Consider the following 15,730-nt stretch of genomic DNA (forward strand, 5'->3'; position numbering starts at 1 on the left):
CGGGTTCACGGCACGCTTTGGGAGGCGATGCCGTGAGGGTTCTTCTTCCCGAGGCCCACGATTCGGAAACCCGTTCGCCACACAGGGAGTTGGTGTTCGGCCGCGCCCGCGCGGCCCCCGGGGGAGCGCATGCCGGGGCGCGTGGATGCACGCGGTGGTCGCGCACGCACATGTCCCCCGGGGCCGGCCAGGTCCTGTCCGGCCACGGGGCCTCGCGGTCACCGCGAACCCAGGAGCGCCGCCGTCCGTTCGCGGGTCGCCCGTGTCTCGGCCTCCGGCGCCGGGGTGCCCCGCTCCGCCAGGCCGTCCCAGTGGGTGGCCGCCGCGCGGTAGTCCGCCAGCGCCGCCGACGGGCGGGACATCCGCTCGTACAGTTCGCCGCGGCCGTGCAGCGCGCGGGCCGCCGTGAGCGAGGGCGGTCCGGTGATCTCGCGCAGCGCCCGGCCGTACGCGGACTCCGCCGAGGCGAAGTGCGCCTGCGGATCCGGCAGTTCCAGGCGCGCGCCCGCCAGCGTCAGCCAGGAGCGGGCCCGCGTCGAGTCGTCGGCGGCGCGGCGGGCCGACAGCTCCAGCAGATGGCAGCCCTCGTAGACGTCGGGCAGGAAGCCGCCGTCCGTACGGTCGCCCCGGTAGCGGTCCAGCAGGGCCGTGCCGAGCAGCAGGTGCAGGCGCCAGCGCAGCGGGGTCCGGGAGGACACGTTGGTGACGGCTTCGCGCAGGATGCCCTCCGCGCGGTCGGGGTGCCGGGCCTCGGTGAGCAGCATCTCGCCCCACTCCGCCAGGAGTTCGCACCGGACGTCGCTGTCGAGCGGCGCGCTGCGCTCGGCCTGCCGGTACGCGGTCGCCGCCGCCTCCCAGTCCCGCGCCGCGCGGTGGATCCGCGCCCGCTCGCGGCGGGCGCGCAGCAGCAGCGGGGCGCTGTCCTCGGCCGCCGCCTCGGCCGCTTCGGTCAGGGCGAGGACTTCGGCCGTGTCGTGCTCCCGGGTCAGCCGCAGGGCGGCCACGAGGTCGAGGAGCGCACCCGCGCGGCGGTGCGGCGGTGCGTCCAGTTCGTCCAGCAGGCCGAGCGCGGCGCGTAGTTCGCGTACCGACGCGGTGGCCGACTCCTGTGGTTCGGCGTCGGTACGGGCGAGGTCGAGCAGGACCCGGCCCATCCGCAGCCCGCGCGCCGTCCGGGTGGCGAGGTCCGCCCCCTCGGGCATCTCGGCCAGTCCGGCGACCGCCGCGCGCAGCCACTGGGGGTCGCCGTCCTGGCGCCACAGTTCGTGCCGGACGTCCGCGCGGGCGACCGCCGTCGCCGGTTCGTGTCCGGTGAGCAGCCGCTCGGCGCGGGTCAGCAGCCCGTGCGCCTCCTCGGGATCGCGGCGCGCCTGAGCCGTGTTGGCGCGGGCGAACAGCACCCGCCCCAGCAGATGCCGTGAGCGCCCGTCGCCGTCGGCGGCCAGCGACGCCTCGGCGAGCGCCTGCGCGTCGAAGAGCATCTGCCGGTCGCGCCGGTCGCGCCACAGGCCGAGCAGCCGCTCCACCTCGTCCAGTCTGCCGGGCACCGGCCGTACGGGCCGGTACCAGCGCACCACCCGCGCGGGGACCTGCGCGAAGAGTTCCTCGTCGGCCTGCGGCCCGCCGTCCGGGTCCTCCGGCACCACCGGTTCGCCGGCCTCCAGCCCCTGGAGGCGGGCGACGGCCAGCGCCGGGAAGTTCCGCATGCCCTTGCCGAACCGCCGGGTGACGTACTCCGACAGGTACTTGAGAACCAGTTCGGCGGCGCCCTGGTCGAGCATCTCCAGCAGCAGTTCACGTACGCCGGGCGCGAAGTCGTAGCGCGGTCCGGGCACACCGGCGGCGTCCGGCAGCCGCTCCAGCAGCCCGCCGAGGAGCACTTCGGCCAGCTGCATGGGGCCGGTGTCGGGCAGCAGCGCCTCCTGGACGAGCTGCATGACGGGCAGGTAGAGCGGTACGGCCGCCAGATGCACGGCCAGCTCCAGGGCGCCCGGCGACGCGCCGGAGCGGAAGTCGCGCAGCCGTGCCTGCGGGGTGCGCGCCCCGCCGTACGGTCCCGAGTCGGGCCGCGCCGGATGCCGGGGCAGCACCCAGCCCGCCGCGCCGCGCATCGTACGGGTGCCGGTGCCGCCGAGCAGTTGCGCCCAGCCGCCGAGGACCCGGTCGGTCGGCAGCAGCACGGGCACCGGGAGCGCCCCGGCGGGCGGCGCCGCGCGGCCGTGCGTCTCGTCGGCGACGAACCGCGTGCCGCGCCCCACGCCGGGCTCGTGCACGAGCAGCCCGGGGTCGGCGGGCAGCGCCGTGCGGTCCCACAGGCGGGGCGGCAGCGGCTGGACGACGGCGATCTGGGAGACCGCGGCCCAGCGGTACAGCATCCGCTGGGCGCCGCCCGACTGCCACAGCGGCCCCACACAGTCGCTGATGACGAGTGTGAGCCGGCGGCCGGTGACGTCGCGGTGCTGGTCGGCGGGGCGCAGCCGGGTGTGGTGCGGGTCGGGCCCGGTGCCGGCCATCGCCGAACCGTCCGGCCCCTGGTGCAGGTAGTGCACCTGGACGTCGCGGAAGGCGCCGAGCCGTTCGCAGGCCTGGCGGAGCCGTTCGAGGGTCGGTTGCCACACGGACGCGGTCGACGAGGCGTCCATCAGGAGCTGGATCTCGGCCTCCCGGTGCGCGGCCGGGCGGCGTACGGGGCGCAGGAAGCCGTCGGCGGCGCTGCGTTCGGCGGTCGCCTCCTCGTCCAGTCCCGTCCCGAGGACCGGGGGGACGGGCGGGCGGTAGCCGCGCAGCGGTCGCAGCGCGCGTTGCAGGCCGGGCAGGCCGGAGAGGGCTCCGGTGGCCGGTGCCCGTATCGGGAAGGACCGGGTCGGGACGGCGTCCGAGCCGGACGGGGCGTAGAGCGAGAGGGGCGCGGTGTGTTCGGCGCTGCGGGGCGCGGGGTCGGGCCGGGGCGGGGGCACTGTCGCTTCGGCGGGCGGCTGGAGGGCCGTTTCGGGGAAGGCAGGGCGGGCGGTGGGAGGCGCATGGTGCTCCGGACGATCCCCTGTCCGGGGCGGCGGAGCCGTCAGACGCGCCAGCCACAGGGCCTCGGCCAGCTCTCTGGCCGATACCTCGCGGCCCGCCGCGCGCAGCCGGCCGACCAGCTCCGCCAGCCGGTGCGACCCGTCGGACCGGCCGGGCGGCGGCCCGCCGGACGGGTCGCCCGGCCGCCCGGCCGACGGGTGCTCCGTCCGGTGGTCCGGGTGCCCCTGGTCACCGGGGGGCGGGCGGGGCGTGTCGCCGGGGGGCGGGCCGGGGGTGGTCACACCATCACCTCGGACGGTCGAGAGGGCGCAGCAGCATCTCGGCGAGCCTGTTGCGGGTGACCTGTTCGGCGTGGGCGGCGCGCTGGGTCACGTACAGCGCGTTCAGCAGCTGGTCGGTGGCGACGACCTCGCCGGGCTCGCGCTGGAGGAACCGTTCGATCAGCTCGGCGCCCTCCTCCAGGGCCTCCTCGCCCAGGTGCGCCGCGACCATCGCGGCGAGTTGTTTCTCGCCGGGCGGTTTGAGGTCGAGCTGGATGCAGCGGCGCAACAGGGCGGCGGGGAAGTCCCGTTCGCCGTTGGAGGTGAGGATGATGAAGGGGAACGCGGTGCACCGCACCCGGCCGCCCACGAGGGTCACCGGTGTCCCGTCGTCGGTGAGGACGTCGGTCGCCGGCTCCCGCTCGGCCCGCCGCTCCAGTTCACGGACCGTGAACTCGCCCTCCTCCAGGACGTTCAGGAGGTCGTTGGGCAGGTCGATGTCGCTCTTGTCGAACTCGTCGATGAGCAGCACCCGGGGCAGCCCGTCCGCCGACGGCAGCAGCGCCGTACCGAGCGGGCCGAGCCGGATGTACGACCCGATGGGCGGCTGCCGCACCGCGTCGCCGGACACCGCCCGGTCGAGCTGTACGTCCTGGAGCCTGCCGATGGCGTCGTAGTGGTAGAGGCCGTCCTGGAGGGTGGTGCGGCTGACGATGGGCCAGCGCAGCACGCGGCCGAGCCGCAGCTCGTGGGCGACGGCGTGCGCGAGGGTCGACTTGCCGGTGCCGGGGTTGCCGGTGACGAGCAGCGGACGGCGCAGCTGGAGCGCGGCGTTGACGGCCTCGACCTCTTCGGGGCGGGGGTGGAACGACTCCACGAGGCGGCGTTTGACGCCCAGCCGGCGGGCGTTGTCCACCTCTTCGGTGTCCGCGGGCTCTTCGGTGTCCGTGGGCGTACCGTCGCCGCCGCCGTCCGCACCGTGGTGCGGGCTTCGTGCGGTGAACGCGCGCCAGGGGGGTGGATCGGGTAACTGCCGCGCACCGTCGTGCGGCAGCCCCGCTCCTCGGTAGATGCGCCAGTCGCTCACTGTGGGCTCCTCATCGTGTCGGCCCGGCGTGCGCCCGGCATCGTGGACGTCCGTACCCCGCCTGGCCGTTCGTACCCCGTCCGCGGCAGGTCGCTTGGGGGCATGTGTCTGTCAGCGTCTGTCATGAGGTGGGGCGTGCAGAGGCTCGTCGGGCAACGTCGGCCTGTGGGGTGGATCGTAGATGAGGACGAGGTGCCGCGCCCAGGCTGTGTCCTGGTGATCACGTTCGTCCCGGTCGCGCTGGTCGTGCTGGTCGGCGCTGAGATTGCGCAGCACCCGGACGCGCTCGCGCAGCGCGTTGCCGGTGGGTGCCTCGCGTACCAACTCGGCGGCCCTGTGGTAGAACTCGGCGCAGTCGTCGTGCCCGTCCTCGCCGGTGCGGCGGCACAGTACGGCGACGTGGCCGGCGTGGAAGGCGCGGGTGAGGACGCGCGAGCCGCGCCCGGTGGCCGTACTCGCGCAGTACACCGGAAGGGACACACCGGCGACGCCCGCCGTGCTGACCGACAGCCGCGCGTACGCCGCCTCCTCGCCTTCCGGCGCGGTCGCCGTGTGCCCCCCGTCCGGCACGTCCAGACACAGCGGTACGGCTTCCAGCGGACCGTGGTCGGTGGCGCGTCTGCCGCGGTTCCACTCCGGGGTCACGCCGTCGCGGCGGCGCAACTGGTCGCGCAGGGCGACGACTCGGCGCCGTCCGATCGGGAGCGTGTGCACGCTGGGCGGTTCGTCGCCGCGCGGCAGCCGGGAGCGCCACTCGTCGACGGGCTCGTCGAACAGCGCGCGGGGCAGCAGGAAGTCGACGGCGGCGAGGTACTGCCCGGCGTCGGCGCGGGCCAGCGCCTCGCTCAGCCCCTGGCGTACGGCGGCCTCCAGACCGGTGCGCGGGACGCCCTCCTCGTCGTAGCGCACGGTGGTGGTGCCGCCGTCGGAGTCCAGCAGTTGCACGCGCCAGGGGTGGGTGCCGTAGACCTCGGGCTCGATGACGACGAGGACGTCGTCGTGGGCCGCGGCGCCGGGGCGCGCGCCGCCGTCCGTACCGCCCTCCGAGCCGCGGTCCGTGCCGACTTGGTCCCGGTCCGCGTCCCGGTCGCCGTCGGTCAGGAGCGCCAGGCTCTCCTCGCGGATCCAGTTGGTCTCCAGGGCGTTGGCGGCCGTCTCGACCCAGTCGCGGAGCTTCTTGGCGCCCGGGGTGTCGCGGGGTGCGCGCAGGGCGCCGTAGACCTTCGCCGCGTACAGGACGACGGCTTCCTGCTCGAAGTCCCGTCCCGCCAGGGCCGCTTCGGTGTGCTCGCGGGGGTCGTAGAGCAGGCCCGAGCCCTCGCGCCAGTTGCGCGGGTCGTTGGATTCGATGCGCTGCGGGCTGCGCAGCAGGCGGCGGCTGGTGTCGTTCACCAGATGCAGCACCTGGCCGGGGCCGGACGGCGGTTCGACATCGGCGAACAGCCCGTACAGCTGGGTGCGTGAGCGCGGGGTGAAGCTGTGCGGCTGGCCCTGTGTCACCGCGAGGCGGGCGTGCAGCCGGGGCCAGCTGTCGCCGGAGCCCTCGAAGCGCCGCAGATGGTGCCGGTCGTGGGCGCCGATGACCTCCGCCCAGAGGGATTCGGCGCCCTGGTCGCAGAGGGTGCGCAGGGCGGTGACGGGCTCGGCGCGGCCGATGGTGGCGTCGCCCTGGCCCTTGCCCTTGATGACGCCGATGACCGATCCGTGCCGGGTGTCGATGACGGGGCCGCCCGAACAGCCTTGCAGCACCAGGCCGTTCTGGAGCCACATCGGGTTTCCGCGGCGCCCTCCGGTGGCCATCGCCGTCGTGGAGAGGAACATCTCGGCGCCGTGCGCCCCCGCCGTGTCCGCCCAGCCGTACAGCTCGACATCGGCGGGTGTGGGCGACGAACGGTCGCTGAGCCAGAGGCAGTCGGCGAAGTCGGCGCCCGGCACCCGTACGAGGGCGAGGTCGTGACCAGTGACGACATGGGCGATCTCGCCCTCCAGCCGCTCGTCATCGCAGGTGGTGATCGTGACACCACCTCCTGGCTCCCGTTCCATCGCACCCACCCTCTTGTCCACGACATGCGCGCAGGTCACGACCCATTCGGGGGCGACGAAGAAGCCACTGCCCCAGAATCCGGCACTGCCTCCGTCATACCCGGCGCCGGGCGGACCGATGCGGACGACTCCCCGGCTCACGGGGTCTTCGAGGGAGCTCATGCGTCAACACACGGGGAGTACGCGGGCGTTGGGACGGCGCGCGTCCCCGAGCCGACTGGTCCGCAGACCTGAGCGTCGTACATCCGCACCCCGTTCCCCCGAAGTTGAGGCATGTGGGACGAGGCTAGCCCGATGATCCCGAAGTGGGGAGTGGTTCCGGTCCGGGCGAGGCGGATGGCGGCGGTCCCGGCGGTCCCGGTGGTCCCGGCGGGACGGGTGGTCCCGGCGGGACGGGTGGTCCCGGCGGGACGGGTGGGGCGTCCGGGGCGGGCGGTTGGGCCGGCTCGCGGCCCGGCTGCCAGGTGAGGGTGACGGAGATGGACGCCTTGGCCTCCCCGTCCGCCAGGACGGCGGCCACCGCCGCGCCCGGCTTCATCGCCAGCTCGATGCCGAACGTCGCGCTGACCTCGCTGGGCCCCGCCGCCCGCGCCGCGTCCATCACGGTGGCGCCGACCGCGGCGATCACCTCGTTGACGCGCACCACACCGGCCCGCAGCCGGTCGACCGCCCCGACGTCGACGAACGTCGACTCGTCCGGCCGCAGCACACTGACCCTCGCGAGAATGACCTGCCCACCGGGCAGGACCACCTCCTGTACGTCGTGGTCCAACGCCACCCCTCCCCCGCTCGCTCCGCGGCGGGCCGCGATCCACGGCCCCGTACGCGATACCTCCCCTCCCCACCAGGTAGTTACGCTGTTTCCATGTACTTCACGGATCGCGGGATCGAGGAGCTCCAGAAACGGCGCGGCGAGGAGGAGGTCACCTTCGAGTGGCTGGCCGAGCAGCTGCGTACGTTCGTCGATCTCAACCCGGACTTCGAAGTTCCGGTGGAGCGCCTGGCCACGTGGCTGGCCCGCCTCGAAGACGACGAGGACGACTGACGTGCGCCGACGGGCGCCGATGAACCGTGACCGGCGATCGCGATAGGTCTTGACTTCCCCCATCCGCGATATATCGTGTTGAACAAGAGACGCGATATGTTGCGTCATGGCCGGCCGCAGGGAGTCAGCACCATGGCAGAGTCGACGTGGGAAGTCAGCCGGCCGGAGAGGCTCACCTTCGACGACCCGGTGACGGCCCTCAGCGTGCGCCTCGTGAACGGCACCGTGAACGTCGTCGGCGTCGACGAGACGGCACTGGCCGAACAGGGCGGCAGCCGCCTGGAGATCTCCGAGATCCACGGCCCGCCCCTGATCGTCACCCGCGAGGGCGGCACCCTCACCATCGCCTACCAGGATCTGCCCTGGCACAACTTCCTCAAGTGGCTCGACAGCAAGGGCCACCAGCGCAGCGCCGTCGTCTCCCTCACGGTCCCGGCGGGGGCGGACGTCGAGGTCGGCGTCGTCGGGGCGGGCGCCGTGATCTCCGGGATCAAGGGGCGTACGGACGTACGCGGCGTACACGGTGACACCACCCTCGTCGGCCTGGCCGGCCGGGTCCGCGCCGAGACCGTCGCCGGGAACGTGGAGGCCCAGGCCCTCACCGGCGACCTGCGCTTCAGCTCGGTCTCGGGCGATCTGACCGTCGTGGACGGCTCGGGATCCTCCGTACGGGCGGACACCGTCAGCGGCGACATGGTCATCGACCTGGAACCCGCCGGCAAACCCACCGACATCAAGATCAACACGGTCTCCGGCGAGGTGGCCATCCGGCTGCCGCACCCGGCGGACGCGAAGGTCGAGGCGAACACGGCGAGCGGTGCGGTCTCCAACGCCTTCGACGACCTGCGGGTCGGCGGGCAGTGGGGAGCGAAGAAGATCACCGGCACGCTCGGGGCGGGTACGGGGCAGCTCAAGGCGATGACGGTGTCCGGCTCGATCGCCCTGCTGCGCAGGCCACCGGCGGAAGAACCGTCCGGCGACGCGACGCCGGCCGACAAGAAGGAGCTCTGACATGGCCCCCGTCTTCGCCCACGGCCGCCTCCGCCTCTACCTGCTCAAGCTGCTCGACGAGGCGCCGCGGCACGGCTACGAGGTGATCCGGCTGCTGGAGGAACGCTTCCAGGGCCTGTACGCGCCGTCCGCCGGCACCGTCTACCCGCGGCTGTCCAAACTGGAGGCCGAAGGGCTGGTCACGCACGCCACCGAGGGAGGCCGCAAGGTCTACTCGATCACCGAGGCCGGTCGCGAGGAGTTGGCGGGCCGCAGCGGTGAACTGGCCGACCTGGAGCTGGAGATCCGCGAGTCCGTCTCCGAACTCGCCGCGGAGATCCGCGACGACGTACGGGGCGCGGCGGGCCAGCTGCGCAACGAGATGCGCGCGGCGGCGGCGTCCGCGTCCACCTCCCCCGGCGGTCCGGCCGGCGGGGAACACCCGCCCGGGGACGGCGAGTCCTGGCACGCGGCGAAGGAGGAGCTGCGCCGCGCGAAGCAGGAGTGGAAGGAACAGGCCCGCCGGGCGAAGGACGAGTCGCGCCGGGCGCGTGAGGACGCCCAGCAGGCGCGCCGCCAGGCCAAGGAGGCGCAGGAGACGGCGCGCGAGGAGATGCTGCGCATCGCCAAGCAGGTCCAGGACCAGGTGCAGGGCCACTTCTCGCGCGGCGACTGGCCGGCCGGGGTACGGGAGGGCCTGTCCGAACTGTCCACGCACCTCGGCGGCCTGGCGAAGGGCTCCGCGTTGCCGCCGTACGTCAAACCGGACGCGGACCCCGATTGGGGTGCGGACACCCCCACGACGGGCGACCCGGCCCGCGACCTGGACCGCCTGCTGGACCGCTTCCGAGACGACATCCGCGACGCGGCGCGGGACCACGGGGTGACGGAGGCCCAACTCACGGAGGCCCGCCGCCACTTGTCGACGGCGGCGGCGCACATCGGGGCGCTGCTGCGGAAGCCTCCGGCGTAGGGGGCGCGGGTTGCCGGTTCCGCGCCTGCGGGCCGGTCTCGTCCTCAATCGCCGGACGGGCTGGGGTGGTTGCGGTGGTGGCCGGGGGCCGCTCCGGGGTCATGCCCGGACGGCACGATGTACGGGCGCGTGACGTCCTTCTGGGTGCTGGTCCGGGTCGGGCCACACATCACGCTTGAGTGTCCGGACACGACCCCTGCGCGTCCCCCTCCCCTCGCACGGGTCGGAAGGACGAACCGGCCCCGCCGGACCCGCGATCTCATATGAACAGGTGCCTCAGAGAGAGGTAGCGAGTGAAGGCCTTCGAAGAGGTACGGATAAGTTCCCCGAATCACTCCGAGGAAAGTTCTCAGTACTGAGCGACGCGGAGGGCGACGAGGGGCTTTCGTCGTCACAAATCTCGGCGGAAATGCTGGAGGACACCGCCCGGGTACCCGCACTTTCCCAGGTCGGCCCCGGCTTGAAAATCGCCGAAGGGGCCCCTCGTTTCCGGAAGATCGCCAGCCACTGGCGCGACTTCGCCGCACATGGAGAGCTGACCGGGGAGTTCGGCGTCCCGAATTTCTGCCGCACCATATTCGAGCCGGCCCTGCCGCTCACCTGGGAAGGTTCTCCCGAGGAGGAGCGGCAACTCTTCGCGGAGTTCAGAGAAATCGACAGTCACCCCGTCAGTGGCACCGGCCTGTTCTCCGTCGTGCGACTCCAGCAGGTGACGAATCCCCTGGAGATCTGGCTGTGGGATGCCCGTGTTGGGGCGTTGCAGCTGGACGTGGACTATCTCGGCTACCTGGAAGCTCTGAGCCTGACCAAGGGGACACACGGGTGGCAGTACCTGTTCACGGACGTGTCGATGGAGAATCCAGACCCCTATCACGATACGAGGACCTGGAGCGCCGCCTTGAGGAGCGCCTGTAATCCGTTTCGCCGACATCCCCAAACCCATCCGCTCCAGCACAGCTGTCGTCACCGATGGCCATGGGCATGACGCTCGTTGAAGACCGCTCCTTGGCCGAACCACCCCGGTGCGTTTCAGGCGCGGGGTGGTCCGGTGTTGTGTGAGGTGGACCTACAGGTCCGGGACCGGATGGGAGCCGGGCTGGTCTGCCGATTCCGTGGTCCGCGTGTGGCCGGGTTCGTCCTGGTCGTCGCCTGTCACGCGCACGGCGTCGTCCGGTTCGTCGTCCTCGTCCGGTGATGGGAGCCGTGATCCTCGGCTCTCGGCCACACGTAGCGCGTCGCGCAGGGCCTCGCACAGTCGTGTGCTGAGGAATCGCAGCTCCCGAATGCTGACCATCTCCTCCAGGAGCATCGCGGCGGCATGGGTGAGCAGGGTATGTCGACCTGCTTTCACCAGGTAGGCCATACCCCGGGGTGCCGTCACGCAGCGCCGGGGGGTCTTGTCTCGACAGTCAACGACCTTCTTTGAACGGGTGACAGCGTTCACAAGGGGGTTCATGTGCACGCCCGGTTCGGGAGGTTCGTTGCAGGGGGTTCGCGATGAACCCCCTGCAACGAAATCTGCTGTGACAGGATGAACACTTGGCGTGACATTGCAGGTGGCGGCAGGGCGTGAGCAGAGACCCGAACCATCAGTTGGCCGCTGTCATGGCGGAGGCCGGGGCCTCAAACAAAGGGCTGGCCAAGAGAGTTCGCGAGGTCGCGCAGCGGCACGGCGACTACGTGGGGACCACGCACGTCGCTGTTCAGCGGTGGTTGGACGGAGGTGGTATTCAGCGTCAGACCGCCGCGTACGTCGCCGAGGCGCTGGGCGACAAACTGCGGCGGAGGATGACGCCGAAGGATCTGGGTTTCCCAGATACATCACCGGTCCCTGCGCCTGGATATGCCATGCGCTACCCCGATTCGCCGGCCGAGACGCTGCGAGTCCTGGAATCTCTGACGCATCAGCGTCCGGAGGACGGGCCAGTAGATGAAGCCTCGTTGTCCGACAGTGACGTGCACTCGGCTGCTCTGTTGTGGCTCGTCTCTCGGCCGGACGGCTTACCCACAGATGCGCCTGCCACGCGCCGAGTCGGCATGCGTGACGTCGCCGCGATCCGTACCGCCGCCGGATTCTTCATGCAGCTTGATTTCCAGTTCGGCGGTGGCCACGCGCACAAGGCGTTTCGCCACTACTTCCGCGAAGACGTGCTGCCCCTGCTGTGCGCCGGCTACAGCGCCAAGGTCGGGAAAGCCCTTTTCCAGGCCGCGTCGGAGATGTCCCAACTCCTTGCCTGGAGCGCGTACGACAGCGGCAACCACGCGTTGTCCGACCGGTACATGATGTCGACGCTCCGTCTGACGCAGATCACCGGCGACCGTGTAATGGGCGCCCGCATCCTGACGAAACATGAGCCACCAGGCCAACTACCAGGGCCAAGCACCTCGCGCCGTCGTGCTCGCCCGCGCCTCGGTAGAAGGAGCACGAGCCACCGCAACGCCACGCGCCCATGGCACTGTTCTGCGCACATGAGGCACGGGCGCGCTCCACCTCGGGGGATCACCAAGGCGCCGGACGCGCGATGAACGAGGCGGAGCGGCACTTCGAACGCGCCAGCAGCGCCGTGGACCCCGAGTGGTTGTCGTACATGGATGAGGCGGAGTTGATCGGCGAGTTCTGCCACTGCTTCCGGGATCTCGGCCAGGTACCCGATGCCGTCCGGTTCGCCGAGCGCGCCGTTGAACTGACCGACCCCAAGTACGCCCGGACGCTGGGCTTTTGCCGCATGGTTCTCGCTCAGAGCCAACTGCTCAATGGCGACCTTGAGGCCGCCGTGACGACCGCCGGCCTTGCGGTCGAAGCAGGCGACGCACTTCAGTCCGCGCGCCGTCGCCGAGGTGGAGCAGTACCCGCGCGTCAAACTCGTGCCGCCCGTCAACGGCACCGTGCGCGGCCTCCAGGTCGATCAGGATCACCTGGTCATTGCGGTCCACCATGAGGTTCTGTACGTGAGCGTCCCCGTGCACAGGCCCTTTCCCCGACTCAAAACGCAACTCCGCCACCCGGCACCGAAGTTCACGTGCCCGCTTACGCAGGAACGCGCGGTCGTCCTCCGGTATCCCGGTCGCCGCGTTGATACGCCGATCGGTCCGATCCAGCACCGGGTACGAGGAAAGACTCAAGGAAGCGGGCAGGCTGAGCGAGTGGAGATCACGGAGGATCGCCCCCAACTCGCCGTATGCCGGCTTCCGGTCACCCTCCTCGATCAGGTGCCAGAACGTCACCGGATGCCCCTCGACAACCACGGGCTGTTCCAGATCATCCACAACCCGCGTCGCCGGGAACCCCTCACGGGCAAGCCAACGAGACACAGCGACCTCAACCCGGACGGAATCCAGATACTCGGTCGACCGAGCGATCCGAACCACCACCGGACTCGCGTCCAAGTGGAAAAGAGCATTCTCACCCAGGCGGATCAGACGAGCCCCCTCACCATCGAGCCCCACTCGCCGACATGCCGCAGCCACCACCCGCACAGCGACGGCCGAGGTGAACCCTTCTCCCACGTCCCACCCAACTCCCTCACAGACACCGACGATTCGCCAAGCGAACCACCGTGCACAGTGGTCGACAGCAGCCATCCGGGCGACCGTACCCACCGCCACGCTCTGACGTGCGACACAGGGACGCCCCGCCCTCGTCCGGGAAGGTTCACCCGAGGAGGAGCGGCAGCTTCTTTGAGGAGCGCCTGTGACCCGTCAGGGCTGACGGTCCTCGGCGTCGAACACCGCCGGGGAGTGCGCCCCGTGCATCTTTTCCACCGCGATCCACTCCCGGACCCCGGACAGGCCGAGCCGTCCCCTCGCGGAGATCTTGGGATACGGCCGTAGGGCGGAACTCGCTGACGCGGCGTCGGACATGGCGTGGATCTACGCTGTCCGCCCCAGTCCTCGGCAACCGAGATTCACCGAACCGGCTTTGCCGCGTTCAAGCGGCGTGGAACACTCCTTCCGTGCCCACCTGGATAACCTCGCGCCGTCTGGGCGCCACCGCTGTCCTGTACGCCGTCTTCGTCGGGGGCTGGTACCTCGGCCAGCCGCTCGCCGGCGTCGGCTGCCACAGTCCCGATCCGCTGACCGCGAGGGAGTACGACGAGACGGTCAACGAGCCGGGTGACGTCATCGGCGACCTCCGCGTGACGGCGACGTCGGTCGGGCAGGTCGCCACCACCGAGATCATCGACACCGCCACGATCGTGCCGTGCGACTCGGTGACGCCCCGCCCCCGCCTGGTGGCCTGGGTGACCGGCGACTGGCGCTGAGGGGGGCGGGCCGGGTCAGCAGGTGCTCGGTGCGGCCCGGCCCGCGAAACGGTCCGCGAGCCAGGGGACGCCCTCGGCTCCGGTGGCCTCGGTCGCGGCGATGTGGCCGGGGATGAGGTTGCCGCTGAACTTGACCGTCGCGCCCCGGCGGCACCAGTCGGCGGCCAGATTCTTGCCGACCTGCTGGGGCACGACATCGTCCAGGGCGCTGTGGGAGAGCAGGACGGCCACGGCGGGCTTGCGCTTGCCGAGCCGCTGGTCGGCCACGATCGTGTCCCACGGGGCGCGCTTGAGGCGCTCGGTCAGCGGGCGCCCGTCCGTGGTCAGGAAGCGGGAGTTGAGGAAGGGGTACGTGGCGAGGGCCTGTGTGGTGCACAGGTTGTCGCGCAGGTCGTTCGTCACGCGTTTGCCGAGGGCGCTCAGGTACGGGTCGATGTCGACGCCGTACGCGGTGGCGAGGCCGGAGAGGGCGTAGTTGAAGAACGCCCCGTAGGCGGAGCCGTCCATACTGTCGGCCACCTTGTTCATGTCCGCGGGCGGGGCGCCGACGACGGCGCCCTTGATCTTCAGTCGGGGGCGTAGCTGGGGGCGAGTTCGGCGGCGGACGCCGTCGCGCCGCCGCCCTGGGAGTAGCCATAGAGCCCGACCGGGCCGGCGTCGGGGAGGTCCACGGTATTCAGCCGCTGGGCTGCCCGGACGGAATCCAGCACGGCGCGGCCCTGGGCCTCGCGGTCCATGTAGGTGTGGACTCCGGGTGTGCCCAGCCCCTGATAGTCGGTCACCACCACGGCATAGCCCTTGTCCGGGCTTGGGGAACATCGGTACAGCCGTTGGCGCTGAGAACGATCATGGTTCCTGAGTGGCAGTCTCCGAGTTCGGGTGAGGCTGGGTCTGGAGTCGCTGGCGGAGATCGGCTTCTTCGGCTGTGGGCGGGTCGCCTGGGCGGCGGATGCGGACTCTGCGGGGGCGGGGGATGTCGTCGACGTCCTGGAGGTCGGCGAAGTCGGCGTGCGCCTGGGCGACGGCCTCGGGGTACGCCTCCTGCTTCTCGTGCTCGGCGAGCGCCCGGCAGACGCTGGCGACTCTGGGGGCCTGACCTTTGCGCTTGCCGGTGGGGATGATCAGGTCGGGCTGGATCTGCTCAACCGACTCGCCGTTCGCCCGGCGCCGGAGCACGGTGTGCAGCATGTCCTCGGTGATGACAGGCGGGCGGCCGCCGTGCTTGCCCTTGCGGGCCGCCGCGTCGAGTCCTTCGAGGGTCGACCCCCGGATGTTGGGGTGCCGGTAAGAACGCTGTCACCGATCCTGCTGGCTTATTCGGGTCATACGGCGAGGGAGAGGTCGAGCCGGGCGAGGTGGCTGACGCGGGTGCGGTCCAGAGGATGCCCGTTCCACCAGGCGTCGAGGCGTAAGAGGTTGAGTGCGACAGCGGCGAAGACGTGCTCAAGGTGGGTCTTTGGCAGACCGCGGTAGCGGGCGCGTCTCATGCCGGTGACCGCGACGGCCTGGTGGATGGTTCCCTCGACTCCAGCGCGGGCCGCGTACCTGGCACGCCACTGCTCGTCGGTCTGCTGGGCGCGGGCGTGGTCGAGAGCCTCTTGCCGGTCTCGCGGCTTCAGCACGAGGGTGCGGCCTCCTGTTTTGGAGCGAGTGCACTGGTCACGTACCAGGCAGGGGCGGCAGGTCTCCTTGTCGAACTTCACCACGATGGCCTTGGTGCCGCGCTGGCTGACGGGGCTCCACCAGGTGCTGGTGTTGCCGCGTGGGCAGGTGGCCTGCCGCTTGTCCCAGTCAATGGTGAAGGCGGTGCGGTCGAATCCGGCGCCGGCGCGAGCTTGGGGCGAGCTGTTCAGCAGGACCGGGTGATCAGGGCGACGCCGAAGCGCTTCTTCACTCCCACGATCAGCTCGGCGGAAGGGTAGCCGGAATCGAGGTAGTGCTCGGCGGGCAGCAGGTCACGGGTGGCGAGCATGTGGTGGATCGGATCGGCCATCTCCGCGTCGGTCACCGTGGCGTCGGTGGTCGCGATGTTGGTGATGATGCGCGGCG

14 protein-coding genes and 2 pseudogenes are annotated in these 15,730 nt (G+C 71.4%); 6 read left to right on the forward strand and 10 right to left on the reverse strand.

The features are described from left to right. Nucleotides 1-218: 218 nt before the first annotated feature. The 4 genes from OG700_RS11185 to OG700_RS11200 all read right to left on the reverse strand — a co-directional run bounded on the left by OG700_RS11185 (nucleotide 219) and on the right by OG700_RS11200 (nucleotide 7,183). A complete protein-coding gene (locus OG700_RS11185) occupies nucleotides 219-3,302 on the reverse strand; it encodes an SAV_2336 N-terminal domain-related protein (protein ID WP_405612358.1) in 3,084 nt (1,027 codons plus the stop codon). A 4-nt stretch (nucleotides 3,303-3,306) separates the two neighbouring features. Then, the gene (locus OG700_RS11190; protein ID WP_405612360.1) at nucleotides 3,307-4,368 is read right to left on the reverse strand and encodes an AAA family ATPase; all 1,062 of its coding nucleotides are present in this window, start codon (nucleotides 4,366-4,368) and stop codon (nucleotides 3,307-3,309) included. Between the two features lie 111 nt (nucleotides 4,369-4,479). Further along, nucleotides 4,480-6,573 (reverse strand): trypsin-like peptidase domain-containing protein, encoded by a 2,094-nt coding sequence (locus OG700_RS11195; RefSeq protein ID WP_405612362.1) that lies wholly within the window; start codon nucleotides 6,571-6,573, stop codon nucleotides 4,480-4,482. 124 nt (nucleotides 6,574-6,697) lie between these two features. Further along, nucleotides 6,698-7,183 (reverse strand): CU044_2847 family protein, encoded by a 486-nt coding sequence (locus tag OG700_RS11200; protein WP_405612364.1) that lies wholly within the window; start codon nucleotides 7,181-7,183, stop codon nucleotides 6,698-6,700. Nucleotides 7,184-7,276: 93 nt separating this feature from the next. Between OG700_RS11200 and OG700_RS11205 the strand changes: the two genes are divergently transcribed. The 4 genes from OG700_RS11205 (at nucleotide 7,277) to OG700_RS11220 (ending at nucleotide 10,404) form a co-directional block, all read left to right on the forward strand. After that, nucleotides 7,277-7,456 (forward strand): DUF6104 family protein, encoded by a 180-nt coding sequence (locus tag OG700_RS11205; RefSeq protein ID WP_405612366.1) that lies wholly within the window; start codon nucleotides 7,277-7,279, stop codon nucleotides 7,454-7,456. A gap of 132 nt (nucleotides 7,457-7,588) precedes the next feature. Then, on the forward strand, nucleotides 7,589-8,467 hold the full coding sequence (locus OG700_RS11210) for a DUF4097 family beta strand repeat-containing protein (RefSeq protein WP_405612368.1): 879 nt from the start codon (nucleotides 7,589-7,591) through the stop codon (nucleotides 8,465-8,467). A gap of 1 nt (nucleotide 8,468) precedes the next feature. After that, nucleotides 8,469-9,419 (forward strand): helix-turn-helix transcriptional regulator, encoded by a 951-nt coding sequence (locus tag OG700_RS11215; protein ID WP_405612370.1) that lies wholly within the window; start codon nucleotides 8,469-8,471, stop codon nucleotides 9,417-9,419. A gap of 409 nt (nucleotides 9,420-9,828) precedes the next feature. Beyond that, complete coding sequence (locus OG700_RS11220; RefSeq protein ID WP_405612372.1) at nucleotides 9,829-10,404, forward strand: hypothetical protein; 576 nt, start codon at nucleotides 9,829-9,831, stop codon at nucleotides 10,402-10,404. Nucleotides 10,405-10,485: 81 nt separating this feature from the next. Here the strand turns inward: OG700_RS11220 and OG700_RS11225 are convergent, their stop codons facing one another. Beyond that, nucleotides 10,486-10,782: a hypothetical protein gene (locus tag OG700_RS11225; RefSeq protein ID WP_405612374.1), complete on the reverse strand. Its 297-nt coding sequence runs from the start codon at nucleotides 10,780-10,782 to the stop codon at nucleotides 10,486-10,488. Nucleotides 10,783-10,988: 206 nt separating this feature from the next. On the opposite strand from OG700_RS11225, the gene OG700_RS11230 reads away from it, so the two are divergent. Next, nucleotides 10,989-11,945, forward strand: a complete 957-nt coding sequence (locus tag OG700_RS11230; protein WP_405612376.1) for a hypothetical protein — start codon at nucleotides 10,989-10,991, stop codon at nucleotides 11,943-11,945. 366 nt (nucleotides 11,946-12,311) lie between these two features. Here the strand turns inward: OG700_RS11230 and OG700_RS11235 are convergent. Together OG700_RS11235 and OG700_RS11240 are read right to left on the reverse strand one after the other, a co-directional pair. Further along, nucleotides 12,312-12,926, reverse strand: a pseudogene (locus OG700_RS11235) (aminoglycoside phosphotransferase family protein); the annotation flags it as partial. Between the two features lie 192 nt (nucleotides 12,927-13,118). Further along, nucleotides 13,119-13,280 carry a hypothetical protein gene (locus tag OG700_RS11240; RefSeq protein WP_405612378.1) on the reverse strand — a complete coding sequence of 54 codons (162 nt, stop codon included), beginning with the start codon at nucleotides 13,278-13,280 and terminating at the stop codon, nucleotides 13,119-13,121. Nucleotides 13,281-13,372: 92 nt separating this feature from the next. Between OG700_RS11240 and OG700_RS11245 the strand changes: the two genes are divergently transcribed. Next, entirely contained in the window at nucleotides 13,373-13,681 is a 309-nt protein-coding gene (locus tag OG700_RS11245) for a hypothetical protein (RefSeq protein ID WP_405612380.1), read from the forward strand. Nucleotides 13,682-13,696: 15 nt separating this feature from the next. On the opposite strand, the pseudogene OG700_RS11250 reads toward OG700_RS11245, so the two are convergent. The 3 genes and pseudogenes from OG700_RS11250 to OG700_RS11260 form a co-directional block, all read right to left on the reverse strand. Further along, a pseudogene (locus OG700_RS11250) lies at nucleotides 13,697-14,469 on the reverse strand (lipase family protein). Between the two features lie 58 nt (nucleotides 14,470-14,527). Beyond that, nucleotides 14,528-14,869, reverse strand: coding sequence for a hypothetical protein (locus OG700_RS11255; protein ID WP_405612382.1), 342 nt, complete (start codon nucleotides 14,867-14,869; stop codon nucleotides 14,528-14,530). A gap of 134 nt (nucleotides 14,870-15,003) precedes the next feature. After that, nucleotides 15,004-15,537: a transposase gene (locus OG700_RS11260; RefSeq protein ID WP_405621596.1), complete on the reverse strand. Its 534-nt coding sequence runs from the start codon at nucleotides 15,535-15,537 to the stop codon at nucleotides 15,004-15,006. Between the last annotated feature and the right edge of the window lie 193 nt (nucleotides 15,538-15,730).

This window comes from Streptomyces sp. NBC_01508, from assembly GCF_045040315.1.
Lineage (GTDB): Bacteria > Actinomycetota > Actinomycetes > Streptomycetales > Streptomycetaceae > Streptomyces.

What these genes read in the sequence shown, in the direction of transcription:
- OG700_RS11240 (WP_405612378.1), bottom strand. Translation starts at nt 13,280, where the DNA reads ATGTCCGACGCCGCGTCAGCGAGTTCCGCCCTACGGCCGTATCCCAAG.
- OG700_RS11255 (WP_405612382.1), bottom strand. Translation starts at nt 14,869, where the DNA reads ATGCTGCACACCGTGCTCCGGCGCCGGGCGAACGGCGAGTCGGTTGAG.
- OG700_RS11225 (WP_405612374.1), bottom strand. Translation starts at nt 10,782, where the DNA reads ATGGCCTACCTGGTGAAAGCAGGTCGACATACCCTGCTCACCCATGCC.
- OG700_RS11195 (WP_405612362.1), bottom strand. Translation starts at nt 6,573, where the DNA reads ATGAGCTCCCTCGAAGACCCCGTGAGCCGGGGAGTCGTCCGCATCGGT.
- OG700_RS11220 (WP_405612372.1), top strand. Translation starts at nt 9,829, where the DNA reads ATGCTGGAGGACACCGCCCGGGTACCCGCACTTTCCCAGGTCGGCCCC.
- OG700_RS11205 (WP_405612366.1), top strand. Translation starts at nt 7,277, where the DNA reads ATGTACTTCACGGATCGCGGGATCGAGGAGCTCCAGAAACGGCGCGGC.
- OG700_RS11210 (WP_405612368.1), top strand. Translation starts at nt 7,589, where the DNA reads ATGGCAGAGTCGACGTGGGAAGTCAGCCGGCCGGAGAGGCTCACCTTC.
- OG700_RS11215 (WP_405612370.1), top strand. Translation starts at nt 8,469, where the DNA reads ATGGCCCCCGTCTTCGCCCACGGCCGCCTCCGCCTCTACCTGCTCAAG.